At 73.1% G+C, this 16,229-nt stretch carries 16 protein-coding genes; 9 read left to right on the top strand and 7 right to left on the bottom strand.

What is annotated here, in order from left to right:
• Positions 1-67 precede the first annotated feature (67 nt).
• Positions 68-1,051 (top strand): hypothetical protein, encoded by a 984-nt coding sequence (locus Val02_RS13120; protein WP_203899293.1) that lies wholly within the window; start codon positions 68-70, stop codon positions 1,049-1,051.
• Here Val02_RS13120 and Val02_RS13115 read toward each other — a convergent pair.
• On the bottom strand, positions 1,014-2,111 hold the full coding sequence (locus Val02_RS13115) for a cystathionine gamma-lyase (protein ID WP_203899292.1): 1,098 nt from the start codon (positions 2,109-2,111) through the stop codon (positions 1,014-1,016). The two genes, Val02_RS13120 and Val02_RS13115, sit on opposite strands and share 38 nt — an antisense overlap.
• Positions 2,112-2,190: 79 nt before the next feature.
• On the opposite strand from Val02_RS13115, the gene Val02_RS13110 reads away from it, so the two are divergent.
• The 3 genes from Val02_RS13110 to Val02_RS13100 all read left to right on the top strand — a co-directional run bounded on the left by Val02_RS13110 (position 2,191) and on the right by Val02_RS13100 (position 5,882).
• A complete protein-coding gene (locus Val02_RS13110; RefSeq protein ID WP_239152820.1) occupies positions 2,191-3,540 on the top strand; it encodes an ATP-binding protein in 1,350 nt (449 codons plus the stop codon).
• A gap of 120 nt (positions 3,541-3,660) precedes the next feature.
• The gene (locus Val02_RS13105) at positions 3,661-4,728 is read left to right on the top strand and encodes a tetratricopeptide repeat protein (protein WP_203899290.1); all 1,068 of its coding nucleotides are present in this window, start codon (positions 3,661-3,663) and stop codon (positions 4,726-4,728) included.
• Entirely contained in the window at positions 4,725-5,882 is a 1,158-nt protein-coding gene (locus tag Val02_RS13100; RefSeq protein WP_203899289.1) for a tetratricopeptide repeat protein, read from the top strand. Before Val02_RS13105 ends, Val02_RS13100 begins: the two co-directional genes overlap by 4 nt.
• On the opposite strand, the gene Val02_RS13095 is transcribed toward Val02_RS13100, so the two are convergent.
• The 3 genes from Val02_RS13095 to Val02_RS13085 form a co-directional block, all read right to left on the bottom strand.
• On the bottom strand, positions 5,791-6,789 hold the full coding sequence (locus Val02_RS13095; protein ID WP_203899288.1) for an NAD(P)H-dependent glycerol-3-phosphate dehydrogenase: 999 nt from the start codon (positions 6,787-6,789) through the stop codon (positions 5,791-5,793). The genes Val02_RS13100 and Val02_RS13095 overlap by 92 nt on opposite strands.
• On the bottom strand, positions 6,786-7,511 hold the full coding sequence (locus Val02_RS13090) for a lysophospholipid acyltransferase family protein (RefSeq protein WP_203899287.1): 726 nt from the start codon (positions 7,509-7,511) through the stop codon (positions 6,786-6,788). Before Val02_RS13090 ends, Val02_RS13095 begins: the two co-directional genes overlap by 4 nt.
• Positions 7,512-7,589: 78 nt before the next feature.
• Positions 7,590-7,904 carry a hypothetical protein gene (locus Val02_RS13085; RefSeq protein ID WP_203899286.1) on the bottom strand — a complete coding sequence of 105 codons (315 nt, stop codon included), beginning with the start codon at positions 7,902-7,904 and terminating at the stop codon, positions 7,590-7,592.
• Between Val02_RS13085 and cofC the strand changes: the two genes are divergently transcribed.
• Positions 7,903-8,634 (top strand): 2-phospho-L-lactate guanylyltransferase, encoded by a 732-nt coding sequence (cofC, locus tag Val02_RS13080; protein ID WP_203899285.1) that lies wholly within the window; start codon positions 7,903-7,905, stop codon positions 8,632-8,634. The two genes, Val02_RS13085 and cofC, sit on opposite strands and share 2 nt — an antisense overlap.
• A gap of 125 nt (positions 8,635-8,759) precedes the next feature.
• Positions 8,760-8,945 (top strand): cold-shock protein, encoded by a 186-nt coding sequence (locus tag Val02_RS13075; RefSeq protein ID WP_373317889.1) that lies wholly within the window; start codon positions 8,760-8,762, stop codon positions 8,943-8,945.
• Between the two features lie 130 nt (positions 8,946-9,075).
• Here the strand turns inward: Val02_RS13075 and Val02_RS47305 are convergent, their stop codons facing one another.
• A complete protein-coding gene (locus Val02_RS47305) occupies positions 9,076-10,122 on the bottom strand; it encodes a hypothetical protein (RefSeq protein ID WP_239152818.1) in 1,047 nt (348 codons plus the stop codon).
• Here Val02_RS47305 and Val02_RS47300 point away from each other — a divergent pair.
• From Val02_RS47300 to Val02_RS13060, 3 genes are read left to right on the top strand one after another with little or no spacing between them, the layout of a single operon-like run.
• Positions 10,106-12,403 carry an RNA degradosome polyphosphate kinase gene (locus Val02_RS47300; protein WP_373317888.1) on the top strand — a complete coding sequence of 766 codons (2,298 nt, stop codon included), beginning with the start codon at positions 10,106-10,108 and terminating at the stop codon, positions 12,401-12,403. The two genes, Val02_RS47305 and Val02_RS47300, sit on opposite strands and share 17 nt — an antisense overlap.
• Positions 12,403-13,905 (top strand): CYTH and CHAD domain-containing protein, encoded by a 1,503-nt coding sequence (locus Val02_RS13065; protein ID WP_203899283.1) that lies wholly within the window; start codon positions 12,403-12,405, stop codon positions 13,903-13,905. Before Val02_RS47300 ends, Val02_RS13065 begins: the two co-directional genes overlap by 1 nt.
• Positions 13,902-14,762, top strand: a complete 861-nt coding sequence (locus Val02_RS13060) for an NUDIX domain-containing protein (protein WP_203899282.1) — start codon at positions 13,902-13,904, stop codon at positions 14,760-14,762. The genes Val02_RS13065 and Val02_RS13060 overlap by 4 nt, the downstream gene beginning before the upstream one ends.
• Positions 14,763-14,829: 67 nt before the next feature.
• On the opposite strand, the gene Val02_RS13055 is transcribed toward Val02_RS13060, so the two are convergent.
• The gene (locus Val02_RS13055; protein WP_203899281.1) at positions 14,830-15,471 is read right to left on the bottom strand and encodes an HU family DNA-binding protein; all 642 of its coding nucleotides are present in this window, start codon (positions 15,469-15,471) and stop codon (positions 14,830-14,832) included.
• 143 nt (positions 15,472-15,614) lie between these two features.
• Positions 15,615-16,202, bottom strand: a complete 588-nt coding sequence (gene leuD / locus Val02_RS13050) for a 3-isopropylmalate dehydratase small subunit (protein WP_203899280.1) — start codon at positions 16,200-16,202, stop codon at positions 15,615-15,617.
• Positions 16,203-16,229 lie beyond the last annotated feature (27 nt).

The following is a 16,229-nucleotide window of genomic DNA, read 5'->3' as shown; positions in this document are numbered from 1 at the left end:
CGACGCCGCCGCGAGCGGGCCTTCGGCGGGCGCGGCCGTCAGCGAGCCGCCCGACCCGGCGGGAGAGGTGTCCTCGGCCGAGCGGGCGTTCGTGACCAGCGACCTGGCGCCCGTTCGTGAGGGGGACGACCCCGTCTCCGGGCCGCCGCCGGATGAGCGCGACGACCCGTTGAGCGCGCCGGCGACGTGGGGAGCCGTGCGCGGCAAGCGCCCCGCCAGGACCACGATCGGCCACCTGTTCCAGCAGGTGTCCGGCCTCACCGGCGACGACCTCCTGAATGACGTGGTGTACGGCGGCGGCTGGCTCGTGCCGGCCGAGCGGCGGGAGCGGTGGCGGGAGGAGACCCTCGCCGACCTGTTGCAGACGCACGGCCGGCGGCGGTGGTGGTTCACGCTCGACGCGCTGCTCAAGGCGCCGCTGCTGCGCGGCCCGATCGTGCTGCACGCGCCGGAGGTCGGTGCCGCGTTCGAGGCGGCCTGCCTGATGGTGCTGGCCGTGCTGCTGCCGGCGTCCGTGCTGGTCCTGCCGGCGCTCGCCGGTGAGGGCGTCTCCGGGACGGCGCTGGTGATGACGCCGTTCCTGCTGGTGCCGAGCGTCGTGCGGCATCACGCGCAGGCGCTGCGCACCGGAGGCCGTGCACGTCGGGCGGCGATCGCGATCGTGGCGTTCTGCGGGTTCGGGCCGCTGATCGGCGCTCTTGTCTCGTGGGGCACCCAGTACGTCGAGCCGCTGCGGGACATCGGGCCGGCGGTGGGGCTGGTGGCGTTCGCCGGGCCGGGGATGTGGCTGGTGTACACGTGCGTGACGGCGATGGCCCGGGCCACGCGGCCGTTCGTCCTGGCGGGCGCCGGCGCCAGTGCGGGCGCGTCGATGATCGTCCTGATCACCGGCCTGCTGCTGACCTACACGGACGCCGGCGGCGTCTGGCGGGACCTGGTGATCGTGTTCTCCATGTGCGGGGTCCTGTTCGGGCTGTCGTTCTGGGCGGCGGCGCAGGGCGTGTGGTTACTGCTCAGCGGGCCGCGTCAAGCGCCTGTGCCAGATCGGTGAGCAGGTCGTCCGGCGACTCCACCCCGCACGAGAAGCGGACCAGCCCCTCCGGCGTGTCGTCGCCCCACTGCGCCCGCCGGTCCGCCGTCGTGTGCAGCCCGCCGAACGAGGTCGCCGCCCGCACCAGCGCGCTCGCGGTGAAGAAGCGGTCCACAGCGGCCTTGTCCTCCAGCGTGAACGTCACCACCCCCGGAATCCGCCGCATCTGCCGGGTCGCCAACTCGTAGGAGGGGTCCACGGGACGGCCGGGCCAGCGCACGGAGCGCACGGCCGGATGGTGCGCGAGCAGTTCGGCGACGGCGGCGGCGTTGTGGGTCTGGCGGGACAGCCGCAGGTCCAGCGTGCCCATCGAGCGGTGCGCCAGCCACGCCTCGAACGGCCCCGGCACCCCACCGGTCAGGTTGCGCCAGTTGCGCAGTTCGGCGTGCAGGTCGGGGTCCCTGGTGCAGACGTAGCCGAGCAGCAGATCCGAGTGGCCGGTGAGCGCCTTCGTGCCGGAGGCCACCGAGATGTCGGCCCCCAGTTCCAGCGGGCGCTGGCCGAGCGGCGTCGGCGTGGTGTTGTCGACGGCGCTCAGCGCCCCGGCGGCGCGCGCACGGGCCGAGAGCACCGCGATGTCGCACACGTCGAGGCCCGGGTTCGCCGGGGTCTCCAGGAGCACACCGGCCGCACCGGCGTAGTCCGGCGCCGGTCCGGCCGTCGGGACGTAGACCACGTCGTCGGTGAGCAGGGCGGCGAGCGGCCGGGCCGAGAAGTAGCCGTCCGAGGGCATCACGAGCCGCGGGCCGCGCCGGACGAACAGGTGCAGCACGGCGGTGATCGCCGCCATGCCGCTGGCGAAGACGAGGCAGTCGCCGCCCTCCAGTTCCCCGATAGCGGCCTCCAGGCGCTGCCACGTCCGGTTGTCCGGACGGCCGTAGCCGGGCACACCCGGTCGGGGTCCCTCGATCGGATCGAGGTGGTACGGCGCCGCCAGCACCGGCCCGGGCAGGAACGGTTCACCCGGTACCGGTTCGGGTAGTCCGGCGTGCACACAGCGGGTTCCGTCCTGGTAGTCCATGGTGTCGATCGTGCCGCATCGAGGATCACGACCGGATGGCCGCTCCCCGGAACGTGGCTTTCGCACGCATAATCGCGCAGTGCTCCCTGATCAGTTGATCGCCAGCCTGTCCGCCGCCGTCGAGGCCCGCCCGGACGACGTTCCGCTGCGGCTGCACCTCGCCGGGCTGCTGCTCGAGGCGGGGCGGCAGGCCGAGGCGGTCGGACATGTCGCGCAGGCGCTACAACGCGAGCCCGGCAGCGCGGACGCGCAGGAGGCGATGCGGCGGGCGCTGGGCGCCCCCACGGCGCAGGCCGCTGCGCACCCGGCCCCGCCGGAGACCGGCGCATCCCCCGCCGGGCCGCCGCACGCCGCACGGCGCGGCGACGAGACGGACCACCGCGAGCGGGGCGTCGACGGGCCGGGCCGCGGAGAGCCGGGTCTCGACGGGCCGCCCGGCAACCCCGCCGACGATCTCAGCGCCTACGAGCGGGAGTTCGCCGACGTGGTCCCGCCGCGGTTCGCGCGGGCCGACCAGGAGGCGGACCCCGTCGTCGGCGACGCGGACCGGATCTTCGACGTCGAACGCACGGCCGTCCGGCTCGCCGACGTCGGCGGCATGACCGACGTGAAGCGGCGGCTGGAGATGGCGTTCCTGGGGCCGCTGCGCAATCCCCAGCTGCGCAAGCTGTACAACAAGAGCCTGCGCGGCGGGCTTCTCCTGTACGGGCCGCCCGGGTGCGGCAAGACGTTCCTGGCACGGGCCGTCGCCGGGGAGATGGGCGCCGCGTTCGTCTCGCTGGCGATCGTGGACGTACTGGAGATGTGGATCGGCAACTCCGAACGCAACCTGCACCAGCTCTTCGAGTCCGCCCGGCGCAACGCGCCCTGTGTGCTGTTCCTCGACGAGATCGACGCGCTGGGCCACAAGCGCAGTTCGATGCAGTCGAGCGTGATGCGCACCCTGGGCAACCAGCTGCTGGCCGAGCTGGACGGGATGGACGGCGACAACGACGGCGTGTTCGTCCTCGCCGCCACGAACGCCCCCTGGGACGTGGACCCCGCGCTGCGCCGGCCCGGGCGGCTGGACCGGACGGTCTTCGTGGCGCCGCCGGATGCCGAGGCGCGGGCCGCGATCCTGGAATATCACCTGCGGGACCGGCCGATCGCGTCGATCCGGTTGGAGCCGCTCGTCCGTTCGACCGCGGATTTCTCCGGCGCGGACCTGGCGCACCTGTGCGACAGCGCGGCGGAGTACGCCCTGGCCGACTCGATGAGCAGGGGCGAGGTGCGGATGATCGAGCAGCGGGACTTCGAGGCGGCGCTGCGCGAGATCAAGCCGTCGATCGCCGGCTGGCTCGGCACGGCCCGCAACGTCGCCCTGTACGCCAACGAGGGCGGCGCCTACGACGAGCTCGCCGGCTACCTGAAGAAACGCAAGCTGCTATGACGCCTGCGCGGGAAGCATCATGAGCGCGCGGCGGGGCGGCGCGGCGCCGTCTGGACCGAGGAGCGCAGCGACGAGGGAAGACGACGCCACCAGCGCCGCACCGACGCTTGCGCGGGCAGCATGACTACGGGACGGCTCGCCACCGCCGACCGGCTGATCGACATCGGGCGGGTCGACGACGCGACCGCGATGGTGCGCGACGTGCTAGTCGAGACCCCGCGCGACGTGCGCGCCCTGTGCACCCTGGCCCGCTGCCACGATCTCGCCGGCAACCACCGGCGCACGCTCGCCGCCGCCGACGCCGCGATCGCGGCCGACCCGCGCAGCGAATGGGCGTTCCGGCTGCGGTCGATGGCGCTGCGCAAGCTGGGCCGGCCGGTCGAGTCGGTGCCCGCGGCCGAACGCGCCGTCGAACTCGATCCGCAGTGGTGGGGCGGCCACCGCGCGCTGGCCCTGGCGCTGGTCGCCGCCGGCCGGGTCCCGGAGGCGTACCGGGTGGCGCAGCGGGTGCGCGCGATCGCGCCGCAGCGGGCGGACACGTTCTACCTGTTCACCGACGTGTACGAGGCGGCCGGCGAGTTGAGCGCGGCGCGCCGGGAGTACCTGGCCGGGCTGGCCGTGGCGCCGACGGAGCCGTGGCTGCTCGGCGGGCTGGCCTACCTGGACCGGTTGGCGCGCCGCGACGGCACGGCCGCCCGCCGCTACGCCGCGCTGCTGTCGGCCCGCCCGGCCGTCGACTGGTACCGGCTGCGCTGCCGGCAGGCGATCGTCGCGGCGCAGCGCCGGTGGGGACTGGTCGGGCTGCTGGTCGCGCTGCCGTTCGTGCTGTCGTGGCAGCCGGGGCCGGGCTCGGTGGCGCGGGCGTTCCTCGCGCTCGCGGTGGTGACCGGCTGGGTGGCGCTGGTGCTGCGCGCGCATCGGGGGCTGGGCCGGGTGTGGCGGGCCGAGGCGCGGCGGGCCGGGCCGGCGTTCGGGCTGGTGCTGCCGGTGCTGATGCTCGCGGCGGCCGGGCCGTTCGCGGCGTTCGTGGGCTTCGGGGTGCTGGTCGCGCTGTGCCTGCTGGCCCTGCCCGCGTATGCGCCGGCCGCCGTTCTGGTCGGCCACGACCTGCGCGAACTGGCGTTCCGCAGCAGGCGCCGGGCCGCGTTCCGCACCGCCATCGGTGGCCCTCCGCCGGAGCCGCGTTGAGCAGCGCACAGCGGCTGCGCCTGGCGCGGGACCTGATCGACGTCGGGCAGCTGGACCGGGCACACGCCGTCGTCGCGCGCGAACTCGCCGAGGCACCCGGTTCCGCCGACGCCCTGTGCACGCTGGCGTACGAGCATCTGGCGCGCGGGGAGTTCGACCGGATGCTGGCCGCCGCCGAGGCCGCCGTGGCCGCCAACCCGCGGCTGCCGTGGGCACACCAACTGCGCGGCGCCGCCCTGCTCAATCTCGGTCGCGCCGGCGAGGCCGTCTCCGCCGTTCAAGCCTCGGTCGAACTGGCACCGCAGGCCGCTCAGGTGCATCGTCTGCTGGCGCAGACGCGGTTGCGCGCCGGTGACCGGGTGGCCGCGTACCAGGCCGCCCGCACCGCGGTCGAACTGGAGCCGCACAGCCCCGAGTCGCACGCCGTACTCGCCACCGTCTACCACGCCAGCGGCGAACGGGCGCTCGGCCGCGCCGCCGACACGGCCGCGCTGCGCCTGGCACCGGACGCCGAGTGGCCGCTGCGTTCACTGGCCCAGTCGGATCTGCACCGGTGGCGGCTGCCGGCCGCGGCGCGGGCGTACCACGCGCTGCTGCGGACCCATCCGACGAGCCGTGAACTGCCGGAGGCGTTCGCGCTGACGCTGGACTGGCTGCAGGCGGCCTGGTGCGGGCTGGCGGCCGTCCCGGCGCTCTCCGCCGTGGCGCTGTACTTCTCCGGCGCCCGCCACAGCACACGGCTCACCGCCGTGGGCGTGATGCTCGTCGCCTGGCTGGCCGGCTACGCGTACGCGCACCGCGGCCTGGGCGCCGTGTGGTGGCGGCACATCCGCAGTTCCGAGACCGAGCGGCGGGAACCCCGCGCGACCGTGCTCTCCCTGGTGACCCTGCTCGGGGTCGCCGTCGTGTTCGGGGCGACCCCGGTGCGCCTGCACGTCATGGTGTTGATCGTGGCGCTGGTGTTCGGCGCCGTGGCGCTCGTGCTGCCGGTCGGCTTCGCCGGCATCCAGGTGGCGCTGCTGGTGCGCGACGCCGCGCTGCGCCGGGCGTTCCGGCGGGACCTTACTCGGGCTTCGTCTCGCGGCTCATCAGCGCCACCAGCGCCGCCTGCGGATCCACACCCTCGTGGCAGACCCGCTCCACCTGTTCGGTGATGGGCATCTCGACCTCGTGCTTGCGGGCCAGGTCCCGGATCGACAGGCAGCTCTTGACGCCTTCGGCGGTCTGGCGGGTGGCCGCCTGCGCCTGTTCGAGGGTTTCGCCGCGGCCGAGCCGTTCGCCGAACGAGCGGTTGCGCGACAGCGGCGAGGCGCAGGTGGCGACGAGGTCCCCGAGCCCCGCCAACCCGGCGAAAGTCAGCGGGTCGGCGCCCAGGGCCACCCCGAGCCGGGCCGTCTCGGCGAGGCCGCGGGTCACCAGGGTGGCGCGCGTGTTGTCGCCGAACCCGAGCGCCGCCGCCATCCCGTAGGCGAGCGCGATGACGTTCTTGACGGCGCCGCCGAGTTCGCAGCCGATCACGTCGTCGTTGGTGTAGGGCCGCAGGTAGCGGGTCGTCATCGACTTCTGCACCAGCGTCGCGCGGCCCGGGTCCGAGCACGCCACGACCGTGGCCGCCGGCTGCTCCTGCGCGATCTCCGGCGCCAGGTTGGGGCCGCTGACCACGACGACGCGGTCCTGCTCGACGCCGGCCACCTCGCAGATGACCTCACTCATCCGCCGGGTCGTGCCGAGTTCGATCCCCTTCATGAGGCTGATCAGCGTGGCCGCGGGACCGATCAGGTCGCGCCACTCGGCCAGGTTCGACCGCAAAGTCTGTGACGGGACGGCCAGGACGACGAGATCGGCGCCGCGGATCGCGGACGCCGCGTCGGAAGTTGCGTCGACCTGATCGGGCAGCCGGGTCTGCGGCAGGTAGTCGGGGTTGACGTGGCGCTCGTTGATCGCGTCCGCCACCTCGGGTCGGCGGGACCAGATGGTGACCTGGTTGCCGGCGTCGCCGAGCACCTTCGCGAACGCCGTGCCCCACGAACCCGCCCCCAGCACGACCGCGCGCTCGGTCATCTCGTCTCCTTCTTGCTCTCGGCCCGCGTGGGCGACCACAGCGGCGGGGCGGCCTCCCCGCGGATCTCCGCGAGCATGTCGCGCAGGCGCAGCATGATCTCGTCGGTCAACTCGTTGAGCGTCGCGGCGGTCGGCGGCACGCCGGTCCAGCGCGACAGGTCCATCGGCGGTCCCGCCACGACCGTAACCGGCCGGCGCGGCCGCACGCTGAACTTGTGGGTTCGGGGATCGAAGATGTGCTGCGGACCCCACATCACCATCGGCACGACGGGCGCACCGGTCGCGAGGGCGAGCCGGGCGACGCCGGTGCGGCCGCGCATCGGCCACAGGTCCGGCTCGCGGGTCGTCGTCCCCTCCGGGTAGATGATCACGAGGTCGCCGGACTTCACGGCCGTGACCGCCGCTTCGAGCGCCTTCGCCGCGTCGGTGCTGTTGCGGTACACCGGGATCTGGCGCACCCGCTTGAGCAGCGGCCCGATCACCGGCGCCGAGAAGAGGCTGGCCTTCGCCAGGAACTGCGGCCAGCGCTCGGCCGCGCTGTATATGAAGTGCGACGCCACCAGCGGATCCGCGTGCGACAGGTGGTTGGCCACGATGATCACCGGGCCGGTGGCCGGGATGTGCTCCGCGCCCCGCCAGGTGCGCCGGGTCCACATGATCATCACCGGCCGGACGATCACCGCGGCGAACCGTTGCCAGAACCCCATCCTGCCCCTGGCCACTGCCGCCTCCCCACCCGCGCCCCTGTGGCCCGACGGACGCATCATGCCTGCCCGACACTGCCCCCGGCCAGTCAGGCACTATCGGTTGGTGAATCCTTCCGGCCCGGCTGTGTCTCTTCCGGCGGTGCCCCAGTCGGCCGGATCCTTGCCGGCGCCGCCCCTGCCGGTCCGCTCCACGGCAGCCCGGGACGCCGACACGGCGGCGGCGCCCTTGCCGACCTTGCCGATCCTGCCCCTGCCGGGCGGGTCCACGGCGGGCCGGGAGCAGGCCGGGCGCTCGACGGCACCACCCATGCCCACCTTGCCGGTCCTGCCGCCGGCAGCCGGATCCCGCGCGGCTCCGGACGCCGACGGCGCCGGCGAGCGGGCCGGGCGCTCGACGGCGCCACCCATGCCCCCCTTGCCGGCCCCACCCCTGCCGGGCAGGTCCACGGCGGGCCGGGACGCCGACGGCGCCGGGGAGCGGGCCGGTGCCGGTGCGGGCGCGACGGGCTGGACGGTGCTGGTGCCGATCAAGCCGCTGGCCGACGCGAAGACCCGGCTGCGCGGCGCGGTCGACGCCGACCTGCACGCCGACCTGGTGCTGGCGATGGCGCGCGACACCGTCGCCGCCGCGCTCGCCTGCCCGGACGTGGCGACCGTCGCCGTCGTCACCGGCGAGCCGGCCGTCGCGGCCGCCGTCGGCGCGCAGGGCGCGGTCGTGGTTCCCGAGCCCGCCGCGCCGGATGCGGCGCGCACCGCCGGCGGCCTGAACGCGGCGCTGGCCCACGGCGCCGCGGCGGTCGGCGACGGTTGGGTGGCGGCGATGCCGGCCGACCTCCCCGCGTTGCGCCCGGCCGAACTCGCTGCCGCGCTGCGGACCGCCCGCGCCGCAGGCCGTCCCGGATACGTCGCCGACGCGGACGGCACCGGCACGGTGCTCCTGACCGCCGTCCCCGGAACGTCGTTACGCCCCCGCTTCGGACCCGGATCCGCGGAGGCGCACGCACGCGGCGGGGCCGCCACGTTCGGCGGGGACTGGCCGTCGCTGCGCCGCGACGTCGACACCCCGGACGATCTGGGTGCGGCCGCCGCACTCGGTCTGGGCGAGCACACGGCTTTCCTCATGAACGCCGTCCGCTAGCCGAACGACCGGCAATACGTGATCGGCCCGGGAATGGCCTGCGTCAGCACTCGCCAAGATCGGTGCTTGTCGGAAGAATGGCCGCAACGGGCACGGGGACGGGAGGTCGCGGGATGCAGGGCACAGTGAGCGAGTTCGATCCGGCGACCGGGGCGGGTGCGGTGCTGCTCGACGACGGGAGCCGGCTTCCGTTCGCGCCGCCGGCATTCGCGGCATCGGGGCTGCGACTGCTGCGGGTCGGGCAACGTGTGCGACTCCTGCGCGACGCCGAGAGTCAGATCACCCGTGTCACGCTGGTCACTATGTCCTGACATTGTGAGACCAGTTCGTGTTCGGCCGGTCGCTAGTGGGACATGATGGCGGGGTGACGATGAGCCAGCCACCTTCCGAGCAGACAACGGTGGTCCGGGACCACCAGAGCGACGGCGGGCTGATGGCGGCTCAGCGCAACGGTTCCGGCTCGCCGTCGGGCAGCCGCGCGGACGTTCGACGGGACCGCGGTTCGGAGCCGAACGGCGCTTCCGGTCGCGACGGCGCGGCACAGGTGGAACGCCGCCCGGCCGCCGCGACCACGGGTGCCGACGGCGGGGAAACGGCTTCGCGGAAGCGCACCGCCCGCAAGGCCGCGCCCGCGAAGGCGTCATCGGCGAAGGCTTCACCGGCCAAGGCTTCGCCGACCAAGTCGTCGCCGACCAAGGCTTCACCGGCCGAGTCGTCGCCGACCAAGGCCGCACGGGCAAAAGCAGCACCCGCCGCTGCCGCCGACGGATCCACCGCCAAGGCCGCACCCGCGAAGGCGCGTCGGACCGTGGCTCCGCGAAAGGCCGCCGGGGCCGGCTCCCCGACCGCAACGGAGACCGCTGCCGCCCAGAGCACCCCCGCCGCACGCAAGCGCACCGAAGCGTCCACGACCTCCGCCCGGGCCACCGGTGCCCGCTCCGCGGCCAAGTCCACCGGCCGCACCGCCGCCAAGTCCACCGGCCGCACCGCCGCCAGGTCCACGGCGGCCGAGACCACAACGGCTGGTGTCGTGGCGGCAAAGGCCACGCCGACGACGACCACGCCGACCAGGAGCACCGCCGCCAAGAGCGCGACCGCCACGACCCCGGCGACAGGCCGCCCGGCCGCAAGCGCGCCGACCCCGAGCAAGACCACCACGAGCAGTCCGGCAACCGACGAGCCGACGGCAAGCACGCGACCGACAGCCGGCCCCACCCGTCCGGCCGGCTCCGCCACAGCTCCGTCGGAAAAAGCCGACCGGACCGCCAAGCCGCGGACACCGACGAACGCCGAGCCCGCCAATCCGCGGACACCAGCGAAGGCGGAGCCCGCCAAGGGGGCGAAGGCCGAAAAGGCGGAGCCCGCCAAGGCGGCTAGAGCCGAAAAGGCGGAGCCCGCCAAGGCGACCGCCCCCACGACCAGCGTCCCCGCGCGCAGTTCCCGGGCGACGACCGCCTCGACGGCCGCGCCGGTGCGTTCGACGCGCAAGGGCGCGCAGACCACCCCGCCCCGCAGCACCCGGGTCCGCAACGCCCGCGCCCGTACCGCGACGGCCCGCCGCGCCACGACGGAGGCGACCCGCGCGCCGACCCCGGCGCCGCCGGCGATCGCGCAGCAGCGGACCACCCCGCAGCACCAGCCGCCGGTGCCGACCCCGCAGCCCGCGGTCGGCCTTCCCCCGGACCGCTATCTCAATCGCGAACTCTCCTGGCTCGACTTCAACGCCCGGGTGCTGACCCTCGCCGAGGACCCGGAGACTCCCCTGCTCGAACGCGCCAAGTTCCTCGCGATCTTCGCGTCGAACCTCGACGAGTTCTACATGGTGCGGGTGGCCGGCCTGAAGCGGCGCATGCAGATGGGCATCCCGGTGCGCGGCACCGACGGTCTGCTCCCGCGCGAGCAACTGGAGAACATCGCCAGCCGCGCCTCGGAGATGATGGACCGGCACGCCCGCTGTTTCATCGACGAGGTGCGCCCCGCGATGGAACGGGAGAACATCTGCTTCGTCCAGTGGAGCGACCTCGACACGGCCGAGCGCACCCGCCTGCGGGTCTACTTCCAGGAGTCCGTCTTCCCGGTGCTGACGCCGCTGGCGGTCGACCCGGCACACCCGTTCCCCTATATCTCGGGTCTGTCGTTGAACCTGGCGGTGGTGGTCCGCACGCCGGACGGCGGCCCGGAGTTGTTCGCGCGCGTCAAGGTGCCCAACAACGTGCCGCGGTTCGTGGCGGTGGACCGCGAGGCGGGCAAGGCGTGGCGTTTCCTGCCCGTGGAGGAACTGATCGCCGCACACCTGTCGCTGCTCTTCTCCGGCATGGAGGTCGTCGAGCACCACGTTTTCCGGGTGACCCGCAACGCCGAGGTGGAGCTGGACGAGGACCGCGACGAGGACCTGTTGCAGGCGCTGGAGCGCGAACTGGCGCGGCGCCGGTTCGGCCCGCCGGTGCGGTTGGAGGTCGCGGCGTCCATCTCCGCGCACGTGCTGCAGGTGCTGGTCGACGAGCTCGACATGGACGAGCACGACATCATCCGGGTGCCGGGCCTGCTGGCGCTGTCGTCGCTGTGGCAGGTGTTCGAGGAGGTGGATCGGCCGGATCTGAAGGATCGCCCTTTCGTCCCGGCGACCCACCCGTCCTTCGCGGAGGGCGAGGTCCCGCGCTCGGTCTTCTCACGCCTGCGTGAGGCCGACATCCTGGTGCACCACCCGTACCACTCGTTCAACACGAGCGTGCAGCGCTTCATCGAGCAGGCGGCCGCCGACCCGTTGGTGCTGGCCATCAAGCAGACGCTGTACCGCACCAGCGGTGACTCGCCGATCGTGGACGCGTTGAGCGCGGCCGCTCAGGCGGGCAAGCAGGTGGTGGTGCTCGTGGAGCTGAAGGCCCGCTTCGACGAGCAGGCGAACATCGGCTGGGCGCGGGCGTTGGAACGCGCCGGCTGTCACGTGGTGTACGGCCTGGTGGGGCTGAAGACGCACTGCAAGACCGCGCTGGTGGTGCGCCAGGAGGGCAACCACATCCGCCGTTACTGCCACATCGGCACCGGCAACTACCACCCGAAGACGGCCCGCATGTACGAGGATTTCGGCCTCCTGACGGCGGATCCGGACGTCGGTGTGGACCTGACGGACCTGTTCAACGTGCTCACCGGGTACAGCCGGCAGACGGAGTTCCGGCGGCTGCTGGTGGCGCCGCACGGCGTCCGGCACGGCATCATCGAGCGGATCCACGGGCAGATCGCGCGGGCGGAGGCCGGTGAGCCGGCGCTGGTGCAGATCAAGGTGAACTCGCTCGTCGACGAGGACATCACCGACGCGCTGTATCTGGCCAGCCGCGCCGGTGTGCGGGTCGACCTGGTGATCCGGGGCATCTGCACCCTGCGTCCGGGCGTCCCGGGGTTGTCGGACAACATCCGGGTCCGTTCGATCCTGGGCCGGTTCCTCGAGCACTCGCGGGTCTTCCGGTTCGGCGCCGGCCCGGCCGTCTCCCGTCCCGGTGATTTTGACGGAACGTCTTCCGAGTGGTGGATCGGCTCCGCCGACCTCATGCACCGCAACCTCGACCGGCGCGTCGAGGCCCTGGTGAAGGTGACCGATCCGGCGGCCCGGCAACGCCTGGAGGACATGCTGTCGTTGTCGATGAGCGACGACATCAGCTCGTTCGAGTTGGCGGGCGACGGCACCTGGGTGCGCCGCACCGGCCCGGACGGCGAGCGGCTGCGCGACTTCCAGGACGCGATGCTGCGCCGCACGATCGACCGGAACGACTGATGCTGGAGGTCGAGCGCAAGTTCGGCGTGGGGCCGGGCTTCGTGCTGCCCGACCTGACCGGCCACGTGCCCGAGGGCGGCACGCTGCTTCCGTTGCCGGCGCAGACGTTGCGCGCGACGTACTACGACACCGCCGACCTGCGGCTGACGCGGGCCGGGGTGTCGTTGCGCCAGCGCAAGGGCGAACCTGGCAAGCCGCCGTGGACGATGAAGCTGCCGACGGACGTGGTGGGCGCCCGGGCGGAGTTCAGCCGGGGGAGGCTGGACGAGTTGCTGCCGGTGCTGACGGCGTACCACCGCGGCTGGACGGTGGTGCCGGTGGTGTCGATCCGCACGCTGCGGCGGGTCTTCGAGGTGCGCGACGCCGCCGGCGAACTTCTCGTCGAGGTCTGCGACGACACCGTGAGCGTGCTGTCCGGGCGCGAGGTCGTCGACACGTTCCGCGAGATCGAGGCCGAACGCGGCTCCTGCGACGACGCGCTCTTCGACGCGATCGGGCGGACGCTGACGGAGGCGGGTGCGGTCGAGGACGCGTTCGTGCCGAAGCATGTGCGGGCGCTGGGCGAGCGCATCCCTGCGCCGGACGCACCGGCCGGGGAGACCGCCGGGGATGCCGTGACGGCGGCGTTCCGGGCGCACGTGGCGCGCATCGTCGGCGCCGACCCGTATCTGCGCCTGGGCACCCCGCAGCCGAACGGCGACAGCCCGGTGCACCAGCTGCGGGTGGGCTGCCGGCGGCTGCGCAGCGACCTGCGGACGTTCCGGCCGTTGCTGGATCCCGAGTGGGCGCGGGCGCTCGCCGACGAGTGCCGGTGGCTCGCCGGTTCGCTCGGGGCGGCGCGGGACTCGGAGGTGCTGCGCGTGCGGTTGCGGCGCACGGCTGCCGCGGATCCGGTGGCACCGTTGGACCCCGACGCCGTGGAACGCATCGACGCCGCGCTCGCCGCACGGCTGAGCGAGGCGCTCGGCGATCCGGCCGAGGCGGTCGACTCACCCCGTTACCTCGCGCTGCTGGAGCAGTTGAACGTGGCGGCGACCGCGCCGCCGTTGCTGCGTAAGGCGAAGCGGCCGGCGGTGGACGTTCTCCCGAAACTGGTGGCGAAACCGTGGCGGCGACTGGCCGACGGACGCGAGGGCGAGGTGGCGCCGGCCGAACTGGATCCGCTCGGTCCGGACGACGAGTGGCACGAGGTCCGGATCCGCGGCAAGAAGGCGCGGTACGCCGCGCAGTCCGTCGTGCCCGCGATCGGCGAGCCGGCGCGGGCGCTGATCGCCGGGTTGAAGAAGGTGCAGAAGCTGCTGGGCGAACACCAGGACGCCGCGATGGCCGCCGACGCGTGGCGCGCGGTGGCCGACGCGGTGCCGGCGGATCACGGCGTCGCGCTGACGGCCGGCCGCCTCATCGAACGCGAACGGGCGGCCGTGCGCGCTGCCCGGGCCGCTTTCCCCGAGGCGTGGGCGATCGCGACGGAACCGGAGCGGATTGCTTGGTTGAGCACATGATTGTTCAGGCTGCCGGTGGGATCGTGTGGCGGGACGGGCCGGAGATCCTCGTGGTGCACCGCCCGCGCTACGACGACTGGAGTTTGCCGAAGGGCAAATTAGAACCGGGTGAGCATCCGCTCGCCGCGGCCGTCCGCGAGGTCGAGGAGGAGACCGGGGTGCGCGGCGTGCCGCAGGTGCGCATGCCCTCGATCCGTTACCTCACCGGCGAACCGGGCGTCGAGAAGGTCGTCGACTTCTGGACGATGCGGGTGCTGCGCGAGACGCCGCGCGAGGCGGACGACGAGATCACCGACGTCGTATGGCTTCCCGCGCAGGAGGCCCGCGAACGCCTTACCTACACGCATGATCGCGGGCTGGTGACGGCGTTCACAACCCTGCCGGTGGTGGCGTCGGTGGTGGTGCTGGTGCGGCACGCGTACGCCGGCAAACGCAAGGAGTGGCGCGGCCCCGACGACGAACGCCCGCTCCAGGGCCGGGGAATCAAGGACGCCGAACGCGTGTGGCGGCTGCTTCCGTTGTTCGCCCCCGATTCGGTGCTCAGCGCGCCGGCGAAACGCTGCCGGGACACGGTTGCCGGGATCGGACTGCCGGTGCGCGTCGACGGCCGGTTCGCCGAGGACGGCAATGTCGAGGAGGCGGCGGCGGCCCTGCGCGAGTACGCCGCCGCGAACGCCTCGACGGTGGTGTGCAGCCAGGGCGGGCTGATGCGGCCGCTGCTGCCGCGCCTGCGGGCGGAGACGGGCGTCGCACCGGGCACCCGGGTCTCCTCGCCCAAGGGTTCGGCGTGGGTGCTGAGCTACGACGCCGACCAGAAGCTCGTGGCGGCCGACCCCCTGGATCCGAGACAGCCCTAAAACCCGCTGAGAACGCCGTAGGGCGCCCCCGGAGCTCTCGGGGGCGCCCTTGTAGCTACAGGCGACTCTAGGCCTTCTTGGCGGCCCGCGTCGTCTTCGTGGCGGCGGCCCGCGAACGGGTCGTCGTCGCCTTGGCCGGAGCGGCCGCGGCGGTGGTGGCGCGCGCCGTGGTGGCGCGCTTCGCCGGAGCGGACGAAGCCGCGCGGGTCGTCTTGGCGGCGGTCTTGCGCGCCGGTGCCGTCTTGGTGGCGGCCTTGGTGGCCGTCTTGGTAGCGGCCTTCGTGGCGGTCGCCTTGGTGGCGGTCGCCTTCGTCGCGGTGCTCTTCGCCGCCGTGGACTTGGCGGCCGTGCTGCGCGCCGTGGTCTTCGCCGGTGCGGCCGCGGCGGTCTTCTTGGCGGCGGCCGTCTTCTTGGCGGCGGCGGCCTTCGGCACCTTGCCCGCGGCGACCAGCTCACGGAACCCGGCACCCGGCCGGAACGCCGGCACCGAGGTCTTCTTCACCTTGACGGCCTCACCCGTCCGCGGGTTGCGAGCGGTTCTGGCCGCACGGACACGCTTCTCGAAGACGCCGAACCCGGTGATGGCGACCCGGTCGCCCTTCGTCACCGCGTTCTGGATCTCCTGGAGAACCGCGTCGAGTGCCGCCGTGGCGGCCTTCTTGTCACCGAGGCGAGCAGTGAGCGCTTCGACGAGCTCTGCTTTGTTCACGTCTGTTCCTCCCGAACACATTGGCTGGACTCGCGCGAGTCAACCTTCGCGCAACGTATGGCCCTTGTACGCAGGATACAAACATAAAGCCGAAAACAAATCCTTGTGGCGCAAAGGATTTGCCGCCGACCCCCGCGAGAGTGCTATGCAACGGCCGGAAACCAGCCTTCGCGACGGCTCTCGTAGGCGTCAATTTCGGCCTCGTGGCGCAGTGTCAGACCGATGTCGTCGAGCCCTTCGAGCAGCCGCCAGCGGCTGAAATCGTCGAGCGGGAAACTCCAGATGTGTTGTGCCGCAACGATTTCCCGCTTTTCCACATCGATGGTCACCGGCAGCTTCGGATCGGCCTCCAAGGCGTCCCACAGGATCGTGACGGCCTCGACCGGCAGCTCCACCGGGAGCAGGCCCTCCTTCAGGGCGTTCCCCCGAAAAATATCTCCGAAGCGGGGGCTCACGACGGCCCGGAACCCCCAGTCGCGCAGCGCCCAGACGGCGTGCTGGCGCGAGGAGCCGGTCCCGAACTCCGGCCCGGCGACCAGGATCGAGGCTCCCGCGTACGCGTCGTCGTTGAGTACGAACTCCGGGTCACCACGCCAGGCGCTGAACAACCCGTCCTCGAAACCGGTGCGGGTGACCCGCTTCAGGTACTCCGCCGGGATGATCTGGTCGGTGTCCACGTTGGAACGCCGCAACGGAACAGCGGTTCCGGTGTGGACGGTGAACTTGTCCATCAGTGTGAAAACCTTTCAGTGCGACAG

The sequence above is a fragment of the Virgisporangium aliadipatigenens genome, from assembly GCF_016863615.1.
GTDB lineage: Bacteria > Actinomycetota > Actinomycetes > Mycobacteriales > Micromonosporaceae > Virgisporangium > Virgisporangium aliadipatigenens.
The sequence above is the reverse complement of the archived record's forward strand: the minus strand, read 5'-3'. Positions and strand labels throughout refer to the sequence as shown.

Coding starts and splice junctions, on each gene's coding strand:
- cofC (WP_203899285.1), top strand. CDS start 7,903: ATGCCCCCCTTGCCGGCCCCACCCCTGCCGGGCAGGTCCACGGCGGGC.
- Val02_RS13085 (WP_203899286.1), bottom strand. CDS start 7,904: ATGGGTGGCGCCGTCGAGCGCCCGGCCCGCTCGCCGGCGCCGTCGGCG.
- leuD (WP_203899280.1), bottom strand. CDS start 16,202: ATGGACAAGTTCACCGTCCACACCGGAACCGCTGTTCCGTTGCGGCGT.
- Val02_RS13105 (WP_203899290.1), top strand. CDS start 3,661: ATGACTACGGGACGGCTCGCCACCGCCGACCGGCTGATCGACATCGGG.
- Val02_RS13060 (WP_203899282.1), top strand. CDS start 13,902: ATGATTGTTCAGGCTGCCGGTGGGATCGTGTGGCGGGACGGGCCGGAG.
- Val02_RS13065 (WP_203899283.1), top strand. CDS start 12,403: ATGCTGGAGGTCGAGCGCAAGTTCGGCGTGGGGCCGGGCTTCGTGCTG.
- Val02_RS13095 (WP_203899288.1), bottom strand. CDS start 6,789: ATGACCGAGCGCGCGGTCGTGCTGGGGGCGGGTTCGTGGGGCACGGCG.
- Val02_RS13115 (WP_203899292.1), bottom strand. CDS start 2,111: ATGGACTACCAGGACGGAACCCGCTGTGTGCACGCCGGACTACCCGAA.